Consider the following 15,966-nt stretch of genomic DNA (forward strand, 5'->3'; position numbering starts at 1 on the left):
GGAGAGCAGTGAAGATAAAAATGATAATGATTTTGCAAAATATCTACTTTATACAGGGAAAATAAGAAGAGTTCATTTAGACCTGAATGAAGTGAATTATAATAATCATTATGTTTCATGGACATCAGCGGAAAAATTAGAAGATTTATATTGGTTCAATTCATCGTGTGATCATACAATAATTACAGCAGAAGCAACAAAAGATAATCCGGGAATTAGTATTAAGGGATTTATAGAAGCTATGAAATATGATAATAAAAATTTTGAATTAAACTCACCGGCTATCAGGGCTGAACAAGAAGTGATTTTTCCATTACAAGAAAAATCAATATTAAGCATTGAAAAAATAAAAAAGAGATGAAAAATGTCATTAAATCCCTAGGAAAAGAAGGGTTTTTGACGTTAAATAATAGTTCTAGTAACCACTTACTTTTATGAATTGATAGTTATTTTTATTATAAATGGAAAATATAGGCCTTAATCATCCTGTAGGAAAAGCACCTTTCAGAAGAGAAGAGTTAAATGAAGAAGTTCTTCAGTTTATCCAGATGGCTTTAGAGAACGAACAAGACGCAAATGAGTTCATTGAAGATAAACTAATAAGAATACTAAGTGAATTAGATACTGAAGGTTCGTAAATAGTTGTGTTAGCAACAAGGTGTGGACATTTACCTTAATATTTTGACATCTGGCAAATTATAATAGAAATAAAAAAGTTAGAAGGGAATAGATTGATAGAAAATATGACCGAAGATCAAAAATTGTATGTAAACGAGTTAAATAAATTAATAAACCAATTTATATTGCGGTCAAAGAAATTCGTAGAATGGTCTGCTTTTTCATATGGTGCAGCAGACTTGTTACGTGTATCTGATCCGAATAATAAATTCACTTATGATCATGAGTATTTTAATTTTACTAAGAGTACCAAAACCATAATTAGTATTCGTAGTTTATTAAAAATGGGGCATAACGAAGATGTTTTAATTCTTGTAAGGAGCATATTTGAAAATTATTTAAGTAGTAGGTACTTAAATGAAAATGAGGAAGACTTCAACGAATTAACACTAGTAAACTTAAAGTTATTCTCCAAGGAGTACGTATACAATTCAACAGAGAATGTTGTTAGAGACCGAAACGGGGTCCTGATAGCAGAAAGACTGGATCCAAGTAAATTCAAACTTGGAGATGATAAAAAATACTATAGTTTATTCTATGATCTATTATCATCTGTTGGTCATAGTAATTTTGGAATCAGTAATTTTTATATAGATGATAGTTTAGGCTTTACTATAAATAAAAATAATTATCCAGTAGTTACTCGCTTCTTTGTAGTTTTTGTATTTACCAAACTTTTTGAACATATTGTAACAGTAGAAGGTGAGGATTTTTATGATTTTAGAGAAGAAAAACTTTGCTATCAGCTCGTCAAAGATTCTCTAGTATATCAGGATAAACTATTAGTTCAATTAATAGATGCAATTACAAAAGATACTGCTAATCATCCGAATAAGCCTAAGTATTTTAATAAAAAGATGAAGGAAATGTTTAAGGCAATGCGAAAATCTTTAAGAGAAGAATTAGGGAGTGTAAAAAAGGATTTTCTTACTGTATGAGGAAAAACCAGGGGAGTGTCTATATTTGTTGAATTTTAAGGAATTGTCTGTAGACGGGACTGATTTAGAGTGTTTAGTTAGAGGAATTTTCGTTCGTGAGGGTTATGAGACTCTTTGGACTGGAAAAGGTCCTGATGGCGGCAGGGATTTATTGATAGTTGAAAAAGTGCAAGAACCGTAAATTTGAGCGAACATGGTTAGTTCAATGTAAGCATAAGGCTCATTCGGGAAAAAGCGTTGGAAGAGAAGATTCGTATTCAATAATAACAAACAGTAAGAGTGCGAAAGCTGATGGTAATTTATTGGTTTGTACTACGGCTTTAATTACTGGCTTAATAAATACTTATAAGGATTTACAAGCTAATGAAAATATAGTTATTGATTATTGGGATGAAGTCAAACTAGAGGACAGGTTGTTAAAACCATGTAACTTTTCTTTGATTAATCAGTTTTTTCCAAAGAGTTCAGGTAATGTAGGGTGGAAAATCCATAATACTCTTTTTCCATCCATTTGGACTGCACATTATAAAAGTGCTTTTCTCTATTTATCATCGAGATTAAGTATTCACTTTAGTACAGTTACATACATCAGTAAGATCTATGATTTTATACAAGATGTATATAAAGAATTAGATCTAGGCGTTCAAGGAATAGATTTACAGTTAAGAGCAATTTATTATGATGATAAATATACAAACTACTTAGCATTTGTTGATTTTCTAGCAGATAAAAAAGATGCTCCTGATAATCCATTTGAGCTAGCGAAACTAAAGGAAGAAATTGAAACTGCCTTTAGAGATGAATTATTGCCATATATGATTACATTAGAAAGGAGGTGGAGGCATTTCATTAATGTGGGATGTGAAAGCATATTTTGTCCGAGGTTATGGTGATGATGGTTACGATCCTCATGGAAAAGAATATTATACACCATATATAAATAATTTTAGGCATGGGTATAGTAAGTAGTTTATTGTTAGATAGATACAAGCGAAAAGCACTTGTACTATATACATTCTTTTTCAAGTGTAGTCAGTGAGACCAACATAAAACAAGAATCCTCTTTTTAAGTGCAAATTAAGACTTTTTTCTTTTGAAATTAATTCTTATCTCCATGCTATTTTCTGCTTACCCATACTAAATAGTTGATATCCAAAGTGGAAGGAAGATAGGCGAAAAAAAAGGGCAGACGAGCAATATGTACTTAATCTTTATTCAATAGTAAATCAATATAAATTTGGGCTGAATCCAGCGAATAAAATTAAAGTATTATTAATACTTTAATTAACCATTAAAATTACATAAGGGTTAATTTGTTTGAGCGATAGTTTAGTTTTTGAATATAGCTGGACACAAGGATCTTTCCTTGGTGTCGTTAGAAAAAATATGAAATATTAAAAAGGATGTTTATATTGAAAGTTAGAGCTTTAGTGGTATGGAGTTTAATAGTATTAGTTGTCTTAACATTATTTCCTTTTTGTTTAAATCTGATAGCCAATCATATCAGTATCACATCACAAGCTGATTTCAGTGGATGGCTAGGCTTTCTTGGTTCATACCTTGGTGGAATTATATCTGGAGCTGGTACTATTGCAACCTTATTTTTTGCATTTTATCAATTACATTCTGAGCGGAAAATCACAAATGAGAATGAAAAGAGGTCACAGGCAAAAAAAATTTCAGTCTGGATAGATTCTGAAAATAGAAGAGCCGAAATGCTATATTCTATACAGAATGCTTCTGACTTACCTGTATATCAAGCAGTAATAACATTAGTTGGTATTCAAGGTGCTGGTCCTCCACGAAATGGAGAAGAAGTTGATTGGGAATATCCATATCGTAAAATGTTGGCAACAATCCCACCTGGTAAATTCTATTCTGTTTCAGAAAGTGGTGGAAAAGGGATGCACATTGAATTTGGTGTAGAAATTGCCTTTACTGATTCTAATGGGGTTTATTGGGTTAGAAGGAGTAATGGTCAGTTAACTGAAATTAAACAGAGCCCATTGGAATTTTATAATATCCCATTACCAGTTAGCTGGAGTATAGTAGACGATAAAGAACCCGATTATTTTTCGCAAAATGAATAATTTTAAATAGTTGTTTACTTCAAGTTTCCAAAAGACAAGAAGAAAGGACAAAGGAAGTTTGAATCATTACATATTCAATGTCTTTTCATTAGTACGGTTTAATAAAAATCCAGGCTGTTTCCATCCAATAGGAACCAGTCTTTTTCCTATTTCTTCAACCTCCTTTCAATCCCATTCCTAATGAGGGTTTAAATAATTTTTTATTTCTCTGCCTCTCTTACAAAACAATTGTTATTCCATGTCAAATTGAATAGAACATAGGAGTTAAAATAAAAAACAGGAGGAAAACTATGTTCTTATTCCAAATTCATCAGGAAAACTTTGAAAGCCTATTAAAAAGGGATGGCACTCATCAAAATGATGTAGAAAGGAAAGCTATGTTTTATTTGTTTGCAAGTAATAGTGAGATTATGGCGAGAATAGAAGGTTTATATGATTTTAGGGAGAGAGTTATTTGCGTAGAGGAAAATTCAAAAGGTACTTTGTCAAGCGGTACAAGAGCCTTGGTTAATCTAGGTTATAACCTCTATAACAATTATTCATCTCCTTCGGTCTTAGACATTTTTCGGAATCTGGATGATAAGAATTTCGAATTGGCAATGAGGGGGATTCAGATAAGGTTTGGGAAAGGATAAATAATTGGAGAATAAATATTAAGTGAATATCAATGCTGAATAAAGATCGATTCAAGCTGGATCCCATAAGGATCCGATTTTTATTTTTTATAATGGGGGGGTGAATATAAGAGTGAAAACCCTTTATTTGGTTTAATTTCCACTCAGGGAAGAGTGCTCGAATTTGCTAAGACATGTAAAAGGTTTTTTAATTTTTGTATTACCTGTAAAATAAAGAAAAAAGTTATAAAGAAAGAATTAACTTTTGAAAAGAAATCTTGAGTAGCAAACATTTACACAAGAAGGAGGATTTGCTATGAGTTTAGCAGAGCAGTTGTTTCAACACCAAGATTCGGAATCAGAACGAGCTATTGCGGAATATTGTAGAAGTCATAAAGAACAATTGTTTAAATTTCCAAACATGGTTCCCACATTCGATCCCAAAACGAAGAAGGTCTATTGTGTTTACAAGCCAAGGAGCGTAGAAGACTTAATGCAAGTCATGGTTGGTCTTTCTAAAAAGGAAGTGAAAAATAACTTAAAGAAATACGGTTTTTGGGAACACAGAAATTATATTTATCAAAAATTAGATCTAACAGAAAAGAAAAATAAAGAAAAAAAGTTATCTGCAAAATCCACTGACCTAATAGAACCTCGCATTACCAACCTATCCAAACTGGCAAATTTCTTTTCTTTCGCCTTTGATACCGACGCCAGTGTCTTTGTTCATTTCTTGAATAAAGAGACTGGAGAAACCTACTTCCAACCAATCGAATCCCTTAAAGATGAAGTGAAGCTATCCTCCATCTTACAATCCAACCGTTTTGTTAGGAATGTAGACTTGATGTATTCTCTATCTACCTTTAAGACAATGAAGAGTGCAACAGATGAGAACGTATTCTCCATTCCACTTATACAGATAGATGTTGACTATCGAAAAGTACCCGAATTCAAGAAGAAAAAACCACAATGGGTATGGGAACTCATTCTCGAAGAAGAGGTTGGAAATACCATTCCGCATCCATCAGCGATTGAATATGGCCATCAATTAAGGTTGCTATTTAAGGTGAAAGATTTATATGTGAAGAATGGTTCTAAGGCTTCTAAAAACATTGCAAGAAGGCTCTCGACAGTGTTTGCAAGAAGATTGTCCAAGTATGGGGCGGAAGCTCAACCAATTACATCACATGGGAGAATTGCTGGTAGTATCAATAGCAAAGATGGTAGTACCGTTCAAATTGAAATGTTTGGTCATGAGTATGAAATAGAAGTGCTAAAAGAGAAATGGCTAGATCCACTACCTGATTGGTATTTAGAATGGAAATCTAAGCCAAAGAAAAAGGGCAAAGTCATTTATCTTCAGAATACTTTTTCTCTCAACAAAAAGAGATTAAGAGACTTTTTCCGTATTGTCGATTACTTCCATGGCGATATGGATGGCAGGAGGTTCTTATGCTTCATGGTTCGATCACATGCACTTTTGCTAGGATATACACCGATGGAAGCAAAAGACTTAATGTTTGAACTTAATGCCCACTTTAAAACCCCCCTAAATCAATCCCTCATTGAACAAGATACCCGAAATGTAGTTTTTGAGCTACCATTCAGAGCGATATTTGAGATTAATGCAAAGTGATTTTGACCCCAATAAGCCATCTAATTGGCTACGTTTATTTATAAGGTCTAATAATAAGAATAGAAGTCCTTTACGTCATTTACTCTTTCTACAGTTTCTTGAAGTGGATACAGATGAATTCTTTAATATGGGGAGTATAATCGGGAAGAAGAGCATTTCAAAACAGTATACCCCATCCTTTAGTCTTAACGAAAGACGTAACAAATGGGTAAAGTTATTAGAGGAAAATAAAGATGCTAGTCGGAGTCAGCTGAAGGATATAGGAAAGGGACTTCATACATGGATTGTTAGATACGATCGAGAATGGTACGAGGAGGTTACTCCAAAGAATCAATCGAGGAAGAAAAGGGCTGAATCCGTTGATTGGAAGAAACGTGATGAGGAGTGCTTGAAGCTAGCAAAGGAAGCTGTGAAGGTAATTCTTGCGAAAGAAGGTAAGCCAGCCAGGGTAACACCATTAAGTATTAGAAGGGCTATAGGGGCAGGTAGATGGTTCGAGAAGCAAAAGCTAGTGAAAACCCATAGATATTTGGAAGAGGTCACTGAAGACATAAATAATTATCGAATTCGTAAAATCAAATGGGCTATCAACGAAATGACTAAACAAGGACTATCCTTAACACCCTATAAGATAAAAAGGTATGCTGGATTTGATGCGGAAAGTGGTGAGGTAAGTCGGTTAGTCTCTCATATATTAGAAAAGTCCTAAATCATAGACTAATGTAGTTGAGGTAATACTTTATTAAATAATAAATTGAGTGAAGAGAACATTTATCCCCTGATTTTTTTTAGAAATCAGGTTTTTTAAATGAATTAAGTATGTATGAAATAATCAGTTATCACAACATTTAGTATTGTATAATATTAGTAGAATATAGAGAGAAGAGAGGAGCAAGTATATGTATATTTCTGAAGTATACATTTCAAACTATAGAAGTTTTGACCAATTTAATGTTAGTTTAAATGAAGGTCTATCAATTATTATAGGTGAAAACAATGTAGGGAAATCTAACTTTTTAGAGGCCCTAAGTCTTATCTTTAACAGCAATTATTCTATTAGGAAAAGATCTTTGCTTCAGGAAGACTTTTGGAACGGCTTAATTGTTAAAGATGTTTGGCCAGAAATTGTGATTGAAGCTACCTTGAAAGGTATTAATACTGAAGATGAACTTGCCATTACCAGTAGATGGTTAACTAGAAATCCAGGAGAAGGTAAACTAACATACAAATATAGACCGAAAGCTAACATATCAGTGAATCCTCCAAAAGAATCTATTTCAATTGAAAAAGTTCAGCTTCCATTAAATGAATATGAGTGGGTAATTTATGGAGGCGAACGTGAAACACTAGATACTTTTGATTTTAATATGCTGTCGAAGTTTGGTATTGAATACGTGGGAGCACTAAGAGATGCAACTGCAGAACTTAAAAGATCCTCTGGTCAATTGCAAAGAATCCTTAGAAACTTTGATCTTACAGAAGATGAACTCAGTAAAATTGCAGATAAGGTTGATGAGTTAAATGTGCAAATAACAAAGGGCAAGGAAATCCAGAAAGTTCAAGGTAACATTAATAGATATTTAGAAAGATTAACAGGTACCTCAAGCCAAAAGGTTAAAATACAAATGGGAGAAAGTGATTATGATTCCCTTTTGAAAGACTTAAAAGTATTAATTGGTTCCAATCAAGATAGTGTTCATTCTGTAGAAATGAATGGTTTAGGATATAACAACCTTCTATACATTAGTCTGTTATTAACACAATACACTTCAATAAAAGAGAAAAAATTGCAAAATTATGATTATATGTATCCTATCTTAATAGTTGAAGAGCCTGAAGCACATTTACATAGTCACTTACAAAAATTTCTAGCTAACTATTTCTTTGAACAAAAGGTAGCAGGACAAGTAATAATGACATCTCATTCTACCCATGTTAGTTCCCATTCCAATTTAGATAGTTTAATAGTATTTTATAAGGCTGCAGGAAATACGATTTCTAAACGTGTAGGCTCTATTTTTGACATGAATAATAAAGATCATCGCCAATATAAACGATATTTAGAAAGATGGTTAGATGCCACAAAATCTGATATTTTCTTTGGAAGGAAGGTACTTTTGGTAGAAGGGATTGCAGAAAGGCTTTTAATGCCGAAATTCTTTTCCATATTATATAAAGAAAAAGTAGTTATTAATGGTGAAAAAGTAGAAAGAGGGAAAACCCTTGAAGGTCAGGGGATTTCAATTATTTCTGTTGATGGAGTTGCGTTTCGTCCATTTTTGAAGTTATTTGGACAGAATGGATTGAATATAAAATGTGCAGTATTAACAGATAGTGATCCTGAAGCTATCCCGGTTAGAGATAACAAAGGAGAAATAATAACTTTAGATGATAATAAGGTTTTGAAAGAAGAGGCTTACCCGTCAAAAATGGGGGAGATTGAAAGTTGTCAAAGAACTCTTAACTTATTAAATGACTTCCGACCTATTTCCAATGTCTATGTGTCTAATAATATAAAAACATTTGAATATGACTTATTACTTGAAAATAATACCTCTTTCTTTTTAGATATTATTCAAGAGTATAAATTAGGAACACAGAAAGATAGAGAGAGAATTCTTTTATCAAAAGGAAAGGATTTTGCAAGAGAATGCTACAATTTGATTTCAAAGGAAAAAGGGGAGTTTGCTCAACTGATATTAGATAAACTCAACGAAGGAAAAAAATTGATTATTCCTACATATATCAAACAAGCATTTGACTTTTTACTAGAGGAAGATGGTGAATGTCGAGTTGATAGATAATGAAAATTTTCGTAGAAGTATAGCTAGTGCACCATTAACTAACTCTATTGTAGTACAAGCAGGTCCTGGAAGTGGGAAAACATCCCTACTTATTGAAAGATTGAAGTATATTATTAATAATCGTTCCAAGTCTTTTTTAGGAATAGCATGTATCACCTATACAAATGCAGCAAAAGATGAAATTATAGGTCGATTACAAACCGAAGGGGTACAATTACCCGCAGAACTTTTTATTGGAACCATTCATTCTTTTCTATTAGATTTTTTAATTAAACCATTTTCACATTTTGCGAGAAAAGACCGTACCTCCTATAAATTAGCTTCACCTGGTTTTGCAAGAGCAAACAAAACAGAGATAAAAAATATATTGAATAGAGCTAATTATTTCGTTGATGAAGCTACCTTGGCTGCATTTGATAGTTTAGGAAGAGATGAAAATGGGAATCCCTGCTGCTTTAAAGGTAGGATTTCACCAGAGGGAGCTAGAAAGTGGAAAGACTTTTTGAAGACTAAAGGATGTATTGACCAACAAGATGTTATCTATTTATCTTATTTAATACTAAATAAATATGTACATATAAGAAAGGCATTTAGTTCAAGGTTTCCCTATATTTTAGTGGATGAGTTTCAGGATGTAACATTCTATCAGGATAAAGTATTCTCACTGTTGAATAATTCAACATTCTTTTTTGTAGGTGATAAAAATCAATCTATTTTTAGTTTTACTGGTGCTAAATCTGAATATTTTCTATCAAAGATAGTAGATAAAAAATTCTTAAATTATACTCTAACTAATAATTTTCGAAGTACCAAGCATATTGTAAATTTTACAAACCGTAAGACCAATGTTCAACAAGAAGAAGCTGGAGAAACCGCATCTTATAAAAATAAAGTAGTTTTTATTAAGAACATTGAGGACCTTTCTCAAGTGATACCATTATTCCACTCTATTCGAAGAGAAGTAAAATATGATGAAGATTATAATCCTTACATGATACTAGCTAGAAGAAATGAGTATTTATCTAATATAGCTCACTTTGTTCAAAAACAAAACTTTGAAATTAATCCATTTCTTAAAAAGCTAAGTAAAGAACACTATCGCCGCTATAAAATATTACACAATATTTTATTGGCTATTTCCTATAAACAAGAAAATCAATTTGAAGAGTCTATTGAAAAAATGGCTGAGGCACTAAGTTGGCTAATTTTCGATGAGCATCCAAGTTTTGTATCATTAGATGGTATTGGGTATAACAAATTTATGTGGAAAAAGATGCAAATATTTACAATTAACTTTCTAATTGGATTGAATCTAAATGAAACCTCAGTCGAATTACTTTTCGTTAAATTAAAAGAATTTCTTTCTGAACAATCAAAAAAATTATACGGGATATCCATTGGTAATAGACTAAGAATGCTCAATTACAATTGGAAAGGTCAAATGAAGGCTTCTAAGAAAATAAATATTTCTGAATTATTAGAAGATACGGGTAAGGTTAATAGAATTTCAGACACTCAAAGTCATGTGTTTAATATACATACTGCAAAGGGGCAAGAGGCAGAATGTGTTTTAATAATAGCTGAATCAGAGAAACAACTATTGGAATGGCTGGAAGACGATGATGAAACGGAAGAAGCTCGAGTAGGTTATGTAGCTTTTTCAAGAGCGAGAAAGTTATTATGTGTTTGGGCTCCTAATATCCAAGAGGAAAACTATAAATACCTTGAACAAAATATAGAATTCGTAGACCAGTCGTACTATGTTGAAAGTTTAGTTGCAGATAAATCAACTGTTGGTGACAACGGATAACTTTCTCACCCAATTACAAAGTACAAAGAAAGAAGAGAGAAAAGACAGCAATTAAAATGAGGGATATAAATGATTAGGAAGATTCCTAGAAACTCTCCTTGTCCATGTGGGAGTGGAAAAAAATTCAAAAAGTGTTGTATTGAAAGATTTAATGAACCAGATGATGAAGAGTATTCTAAAATAGAAAACTTTCCTAGATTATACAAAAAAATAAGAGGAGACTCGAGAATAAAACAATGCTTACATCCAGATAAAGAAGCGTGTTCTGAAAAAATAATAAAAGCCCATTCTATACAAAACAATAAAATACTCAAGAATATTGCTAGTAATGGTAAAGTCTACATGCCCCGTCCTAAAGCTGACAACCCATTCGCCTCAATGACTGAGTACGGAAGAAAAGAAGCTACTGTTTTTACTGGTTTTTGCGGCCATCATGATAAAACGGTATTTCAGCCAATAGAAGATAGTGTGTTTAATAAAAGTAAAGAACATATCTTTTGTATACATACCGCTGTTTTGCGGTTGAATATCATAAAAAACAAGAAGAAGTGAATATGGGGCAGCTAATGTTTACTAAAAAACCTTCTTTACTACATTTATCAAAAGAAGATAATCCTTATAGTGGGATGCAGATGTCTCTAAATGATTTTCATCCGGTAAAGAATAAGTTTGATAGAGCATTGTTAGATGGTGATTACGATATATTAACGAGCGTTGTATGGGAATTCAATCAATCGGTGAACTTCGCAGGAACAGGGTTTGAAGCTATGACTAGAGATTTACAAGGCAGAAAAGTTCAGGAATTATTAGATACCGACATTTTAGCTAAGCACATATTTGTTATGGTTTTCTCGGATGATGATAAGACTTATTGTATAGTATCATGGCTAAAAGAAAACGATAGTTTGTTCTCAGAATTTCATCAACAACTGATTTGTCTTAATGAACAGGATAAGAGAAATTATATAAATAATGTTCTCCCTATGATTAGTGAGAACATTACTATTAATCCTGAAGCATGGGAGAATTGGGAAGAATATAAAAGAAACGAGTTTGCTTCACTTGTTGGGGGAATGGACATTTTAGCAGAGATGTTAGGAATGAATTGGAATAGAATTGAACTTCCGATATATGATTTGTTTGAGTTGTGATCCTAGATTAGATTTCGCAAGTCAATAACAACGAGAATAATATGAGTTAAGAATAAAGGAGACAGAATGAGGAAAATAGAACCTTGTATTGTAATTGGAATAGCAGGAGGCTCTGGTAGTGGGAAAACCACCTATAGTAATAACTTGGGAAAGAGTTTAGATAAATTCAAAGTTAAAATAATATCTACTGATGATTATTTTAAGGAGTTAAAACCAATAGTTAAAGCTCCTTATAATGGTAAAGAATTTGTTGATTATGATCATCCAACCTCTGTTGATCTTGACAGATTAAGTAGAGATTTTAATCATGCCATTTCCTCTAATCTCTTTGATATTGTTATTGTTGAAGGACTGATGGTCCTGTACTTTGAGGAAATTAGAGAGAAAATTAATTTAAAAATATATGTTGATTGTCCTTCTGATGAAAGATTAGTTAGGAGAATAAAAAGAGATAACAATGAAGAAACCTTTGAGGAAATTACTTCAGAATATCTTGATTTGGTAAGGCATCGTCATAACGAGTTTGTTGAACCTACAAAATGGTATGCTGATTTAATTCTAAACGGATCTAAAAATCACAACAATTCTATAGAGGTGATCCTCAGATGGGTATTTTCTTATTGAAGTAATTGGAGTTTAATATTTCCATTACAGATTAGCTGTGTTCTTGTGGCACTATAGGGGAGTTTAGTTTAAGAGTAATTAAGTTTCAATAAAGGAATTTATATTAAACACATGGAATATGAATAGAATAATTTTCTTGTCAGGGGGTCGAATTTTATGTTTAAGTCTTACTGGAGAAACTTTCTATACATCCTTGAACACAAACTTAATGTCTTAGTTGAATGTTGGCAAGAAGGATTAATCATACAAGGTATTACGCACGATTTATCAAAATTTAAACCAAAAGAATTTTTCCCTTATTCTAAAAAGTTCTTCTACAAAGGAAAAAACAATGCAGAAGACGAATTAAAATGGAAGTATGCTTGGCTTAACCACCAACATCAAAATAAACATCATTGGGAGTATTGGGTTATTGACCCCAATAACAATCAGGCAGTGCCTATGCCGAGAAAATATTTAATGGAAATGGTTTGTGATTGGAGATCCTTTTCAAGAAAATGGGGAAGAAAGGTTAAACCCTCAAGTTTAGATCTTACCGATAAAATAATATTGCATGAAGATACAAAGAAAGAACTAATAGAAATCATGAAGAGAAAACGAGGAGAAGATAATAAAAAAGTTAGTTAGTTTTATTAACAAGCTACACCCGAGTAGCTTGTTATTTTCTTGTTTTCTTGTATAACAATAGGGGCAGCATTCCTGTAATAACTAAAATAACCACTGATATGGCACAAACGTGGCAGAATAGTTCAGTGGGTATTATTGGTAAAAACCTAATTGAGTTGTTAAAATAAATAATTAAATAAATAAGGGGAAATTCATTTATGTACTCTATTTTTAATTTTATATAACCAAGGATCAGAGGACCTCCATAAATGATTGGAATGTAATAATAAAATCAGATCACAAATGGAGGAAATAGAAAATGGATAAACAAGAATTAAGAAAAAAAGAGCTTGATAAGTTATTTAATTTCTTAGAGTGTAATCGGTTATTTAGTGGAGTTATACTTTTGTCTGTAGAAGGTAAAGTTTTTTACAAAAGGGCTATAGGAAGGAAATCCGATTCAGAAGAACATTCACTTGATTCAATCTTTGAGATTGCATCTATTTCAAAGAGTTTTACTGCAATGGCAATCATGATGTTAATCGACCGGAAAAGAATGGGGCTTGATGATGATCTAACAAGGTATTTTCCTTCACTCCCGTATAAAGGTATTACTATCAAGAACCTTTTAAATCATACCTCAGGACTGCCTGACTATATGGAGTGGTTCGAAGAAACATCAAACTGGGATCATAGTAGAATCGCTACAAATAAGGATGTAATAAATTACTTAAAAGAGCAGAAACCTGAAGTATTATTTGAAGTTAATGCAAAGTGGGAGTATTGTAATACGGGATATGTTTTGTTAGCAGAAGTAATTGAAATGGTTTCTGATCTAACTTATGGTGAGTTTCTTCAAGATAGAATATTTACCCCTCTAGAAATGAGAAATACATCAACGTATTCGCAATTTATAAATAATGAATTAGAGAATTTTTCTATTGGTTTTATCTATGATTGGGAAAAAGATTTATATTATCATCCCAATGAGTTAGTTGAGCATAAGTATGTTTACTTTTTGGATGGTATAAAGGGTGATGGTGGTATTAAGTCTACTGTTGATGATCTTCTCATATGGGAAAAATCAATATTAAATAATAAGCTAATTTCACAAGAAGCCACTAATCTCTTATTAGATCCTGCTTCATTAATAGGAAACGTTACAACAGGATATTGCCCTGGATTGCATGATAATTATGGTGGGTATGGTCTTGGATGGAAGTTAGAAAATCATCCAAAATATAAGGACATTGTGCTACATGATGGTTACTGGGCAGGTTATTGTACAGGACTTATAAGTTACAAAAACTATAATAAGACCATTATCATGTTAACTAACCTAGATTTTAAAAATGATAAGTTAATAAAGATTCCACATATGGTCACGTTAGCTGTAGAAAAAGTATTATTTAATGAAACAGTGGATTTAGAAGAATTTAAGAAGTTAATCAATTTATAAGTAAAAAAGAAGGAGGGCTTTTCCCTTCTTTTTTAATACAAATATATTTGTAAAACTTAACTTTGTGAATCCCTTCACTTTAACTAACGGAGGCGTTAGTTAAATTAATCCAATATTTAAAAAGAGTCAAAAAAGTACATTGTTTTATTCAATGTATTTTTGGGCTTTTTGTTATTCATCTTACAGTGCTTTTATCTGAACATTAAGAATAATAATCATTGAATTCTTCTTTCTCTAAACTAGCAGGTGAAATTATTTAATTTTAATTAGTTTTAAACTCCTCTCTCTTCCTATGTAACCCAACAATAAACACTTCCGAACCATAATAAACATTTCCGAATCAGATGCGATTTCCGTTAAAATAAACATTTCCGATTTCCGCTTCTGGATCAATAATCTCCCGGGTTTTCCTCCATAGGAATCCGGGATTTTTTCTTCTCTTTTTCAATAGAAATTCAATAGTTTTTCTTTCTTTTTTCCTTACTCTTTTTCTCCTCTATCCTTACTATATCAGGCTTTCTTCAATAGTTTACTCAGGCATGTATTCAATAAGAGACCCAAGGTCTTCACCCTATCTTTTCTCTCTCATTTCTCCATGTTCTATCTTATCTCCCCAATTCATTTTTCCTTTTATTCTTCTTTTCAAAATCGGAGATCTTTATTTTAACTCCCAAAAAAACGTGAAAAAATAACGAAAAACAGGTGAAAAAACGGTCATTTTTGAATCGGAAATTACTCAAAATGGGGGTTCGGTCGGAAATCTTTATTTTAACTGGAACGGTGGAATGCGGGTTGAAGAGGGGAGAAATCGGAAGGGTTTATATTGGTTATACAGATCTGATTTCTGATATTTGTATATCTATGAAAGCTGTGGATTTTCTCAAGATGTCAGAGAAAATAAGTAATCGTATCGAAGTAGCTATGAACAAAAAAGAACAAGAACTTTACATGGGTGTCGACCATAGTGTTCGCCATCTAGGTTACTAAGAATTGTTTTGGGATGAAACCAATTGGCAACCGTTATGTAAGTCGTGCCAAGATAGAAAGACAATGACTGAGGACAGATTCCAAGAGTTCAAATACTGAAAACACTTCCCCATCACGAAAAAAGATATTATGAAGAGTCAAACCTTGTTTCAAGGTAGATTATGAATGCTTTATGAGGAAATAAATAGAAACCCTTTCAAGTTAGCGTTGAAAGGGTTTTTTATATTCACTTTATTCCATATCCATTTGTGAAAGCTGACGAATCAGATCACGTTTTCCGTAAACAACAGCGGTTACCTGAACAATTAAATGATCCTCGTCTAGCCAGAAATAGACTAGAAAATTTTTAACAGGCATTTTACGAATTCCGTAGTTGTGCCATGGTTCTTCTTCAGTGAGGGCAATTCGCTGTGGAAATTCGGAGAGAGAGGAAATCGCATCCTCTAACGTATCCAATAGATGCAGTGCTGTATCTGGGGCTTTTAGTTCAGAAGCAATGTAGTGTGTAATTTGATGTAGCTGTTCTTGTGCCTGTGTTGTGATTTTTACAACGTAGGTTTCAGCCATCG

General features: G+C 32.4%; 18 protein-coding genes and 1 pseudogene. 18 read left to right on the plus strand and 1 reads right to left on the minus strand.

Annotated features, from left to right (window positions below; genetic code table 11):
* From ACWNMZ_RS04195 to ACWNMZ_RS04280, 18 genes and pseudogenes are all read left to right on the plus strand, one after another.
* A partial coding sequence (locus tag ACWNMZ_RS04195; RefSeq protein ID WP_449598282.1) for a hypothetical protein occupies nucleotides 1-361 on the plus strand: 361 nt, incomplete at its 5' end.
* Nucleotides 362-461: 100 nt separating this feature from the next.
* Nucleotides 462-638 (plus strand): hypothetical protein, encoded by a 177-nt coding sequence (locus tag ACWNMZ_RS04200; protein WP_251627792.1) that lies wholly within the window; start codon nucleotides 462-464, stop codon nucleotides 636-638.
* Nucleotides 639-731: 93 nt separating this feature from the next.
* The gene (locus tag ACWNMZ_RS04205; RefSeq protein ID WP_251627790.1) at nucleotides 732-1,616 is read left to right on the plus strand and encodes a DUF5677 domain-containing protein; all 885 of its coding nucleotides are present in this window, start codon (nucleotides 732-734) and stop codon (nucleotides 1,614-1,616) included.
* A gap of 43 nt (nucleotides 1,617-1,659) precedes the next feature.
* On the plus strand, nucleotides 1,660-1,797 hold the full coding sequence (locus ACWNMZ_RS04210; protein ID WP_449598478.1) for a restriction endonuclease: 138 nt from the start codon (nucleotides 1,660-1,662) through the stop codon (nucleotides 1,795-1,797).
* Entirely contained in the window at nucleotides 1,775-2,509 is a 735-nt protein-coding gene (locus tag ACWNMZ_RS04215; protein WP_251627786.1) for a hypothetical protein, read from the plus strand. Before ACWNMZ_RS04210 ends, ACWNMZ_RS04215 begins: the two co-directional genes overlap by 23 nt.
* Nucleotides 2,510-3,028: 519 nt before the next feature.
* On the plus strand, nucleotides 3,029-3,706 hold the full coding sequence (locus ACWNMZ_RS04220; protein WP_251627784.1) for a hypothetical protein: 678 nt from the start codon (nucleotides 3,029-3,031) through the stop codon (nucleotides 3,704-3,706).
* Between the two features lie 290 nt (nucleotides 3,707-3,996).
* Nucleotides 3,997-4,341 (plus strand): DUF6075 family protein, encoded by a 345-nt coding sequence (locus ACWNMZ_RS04225; protein ID WP_251627781.1) that lies wholly within the window; start codon nucleotides 3,997-3,999, stop codon nucleotides 4,339-4,341.
* A 295-nt stretch (nucleotides 4,342-4,636) separates the two neighbouring features.
* Nucleotides 4,637-5,956, plus strand: a complete 1,320-nt coding sequence (locus ACWNMZ_RS04230; RefSeq protein ID WP_251627778.1) for a hypothetical protein — start codon at nucleotides 4,637-4,639, stop codon at nucleotides 5,954-5,956.
* A pseudogene (locus ACWNMZ_RS04235) lies at nucleotides 5,946-6,026 on the plus strand (hypothetical protein); the annotation flags it as partial. The gene ACWNMZ_RS04230 and the pseudogene ACWNMZ_RS04235, both read left to right, overlap by 11 nt.
* Nucleotides 6,027-6,059: 33 nt before the next feature.
* On the plus strand, nucleotides 6,060-6,665 hold the full coding sequence (locus ACWNMZ_RS04240) for a TnsD family Tn7-like transposition protein (protein ID WP_449598480.1): 606 nt from the start codon (nucleotides 6,060-6,062) through the stop codon (nucleotides 6,663-6,665).
* A gap of 190 nt (nucleotides 6,666-6,855) precedes the next feature.
* On the plus strand, nucleotides 6,856-8,760 hold the full coding sequence (locus tag ACWNMZ_RS04245) for an ATP-dependent nuclease (RefSeq protein ID WP_251627777.1): 1,905 nt from the start codon (nucleotides 6,856-6,858) through the stop codon (nucleotides 8,758-8,760).
* Nucleotides 8,750-10,570 (plus strand): ATP-dependent helicase, encoded by a 1,821-nt coding sequence (locus ACWNMZ_RS04250; protein WP_251627775.1) that lies wholly within the window; start codon nucleotides 8,750-8,752, stop codon nucleotides 10,568-10,570. The genes ACWNMZ_RS04245 and ACWNMZ_RS04250 overlap by 11 nt, the downstream gene beginning before the upstream one ends.
* Before the next feature lie 69 nt (nucleotides 10,571-10,639).
* Entirely contained in the window at nucleotides 10,640-11,122 is a 483-nt protein-coding gene (locus tag ACWNMZ_RS04255) for an SEC-C metal-binding domain-containing protein (RefSeq protein WP_251627774.1), read from the plus strand.
* A gap of 2 nt (nucleotides 11,123-11,124) precedes the next feature.
* Complete coding sequence (locus ACWNMZ_RS04260; protein WP_251627772.1) at nucleotides 11,125-11,721, plus strand: hypothetical protein; 597 nt, start codon at nucleotides 11,125-11,127, stop codon at nucleotides 11,719-11,721.
* A gap of 66 nt (nucleotides 11,722-11,787) precedes the next feature.
* The gene (locus ACWNMZ_RS04265; RefSeq protein ID WP_251627770.1) at nucleotides 11,788-12,345 is read left to right on the plus strand and encodes a uridine kinase family protein; all 558 of its coding nucleotides are present in this window, start codon (nucleotides 11,788-11,790) and stop codon (nucleotides 12,343-12,345) included.
* Nucleotides 12,346-12,501: 156 nt separating this feature from the next.
* The gene (locus ACWNMZ_RS04270) at nucleotides 12,502-12,972 is read left to right on the plus strand and encodes a DUF5662 family protein (protein ID WP_251627768.1); all 471 of its coding nucleotides are present in this window, start codon (nucleotides 12,502-12,504) and stop codon (nucleotides 12,970-12,972) included.
* A 298-nt stretch (nucleotides 12,973-13,270) separates the two neighbouring features.
* Complete coding sequence (locus tag ACWNMZ_RS04275) at nucleotides 13,271-14,410, plus strand: serine hydrolase domain-containing protein (RefSeq protein WP_251627766.1); 1,140 nt, start codon at nucleotides 13,271-13,273, stop codon at nucleotides 14,408-14,410.
* Between the two features lie 741 nt (nucleotides 14,411-15,151).
* Nucleotides 15,152-15,397 (plus strand): hypothetical protein, encoded by a 246-nt coding sequence (locus ACWNMZ_RS04280; protein WP_251627764.1) that lies wholly within the window; start codon nucleotides 15,152-15,154, stop codon nucleotides 15,395-15,397.
* A 231-nt stretch (nucleotides 15,398-15,628) separates the two neighbouring features.
* On the opposite strand, the gene ACWNMZ_RS04285 is transcribed toward ACWNMZ_RS04280, so the two are convergent.
* Nucleotides 15,629-15,964 (minus strand): type II toxin-antitoxin system RelE/ParE family toxin, encoded by a 336-nt coding sequence (locus ACWNMZ_RS04285; RefSeq protein WP_048718977.1) that lies wholly within the window; start codon nucleotides 15,962-15,964, stop codon nucleotides 15,629-15,631.
* Nucleotides 15,965-15,966 lie beyond the last annotated feature (2 nt).

The sequence above is a fragment of the Niallia sp. Marseille-Q9988 genome, assembly GCF_976954375.1.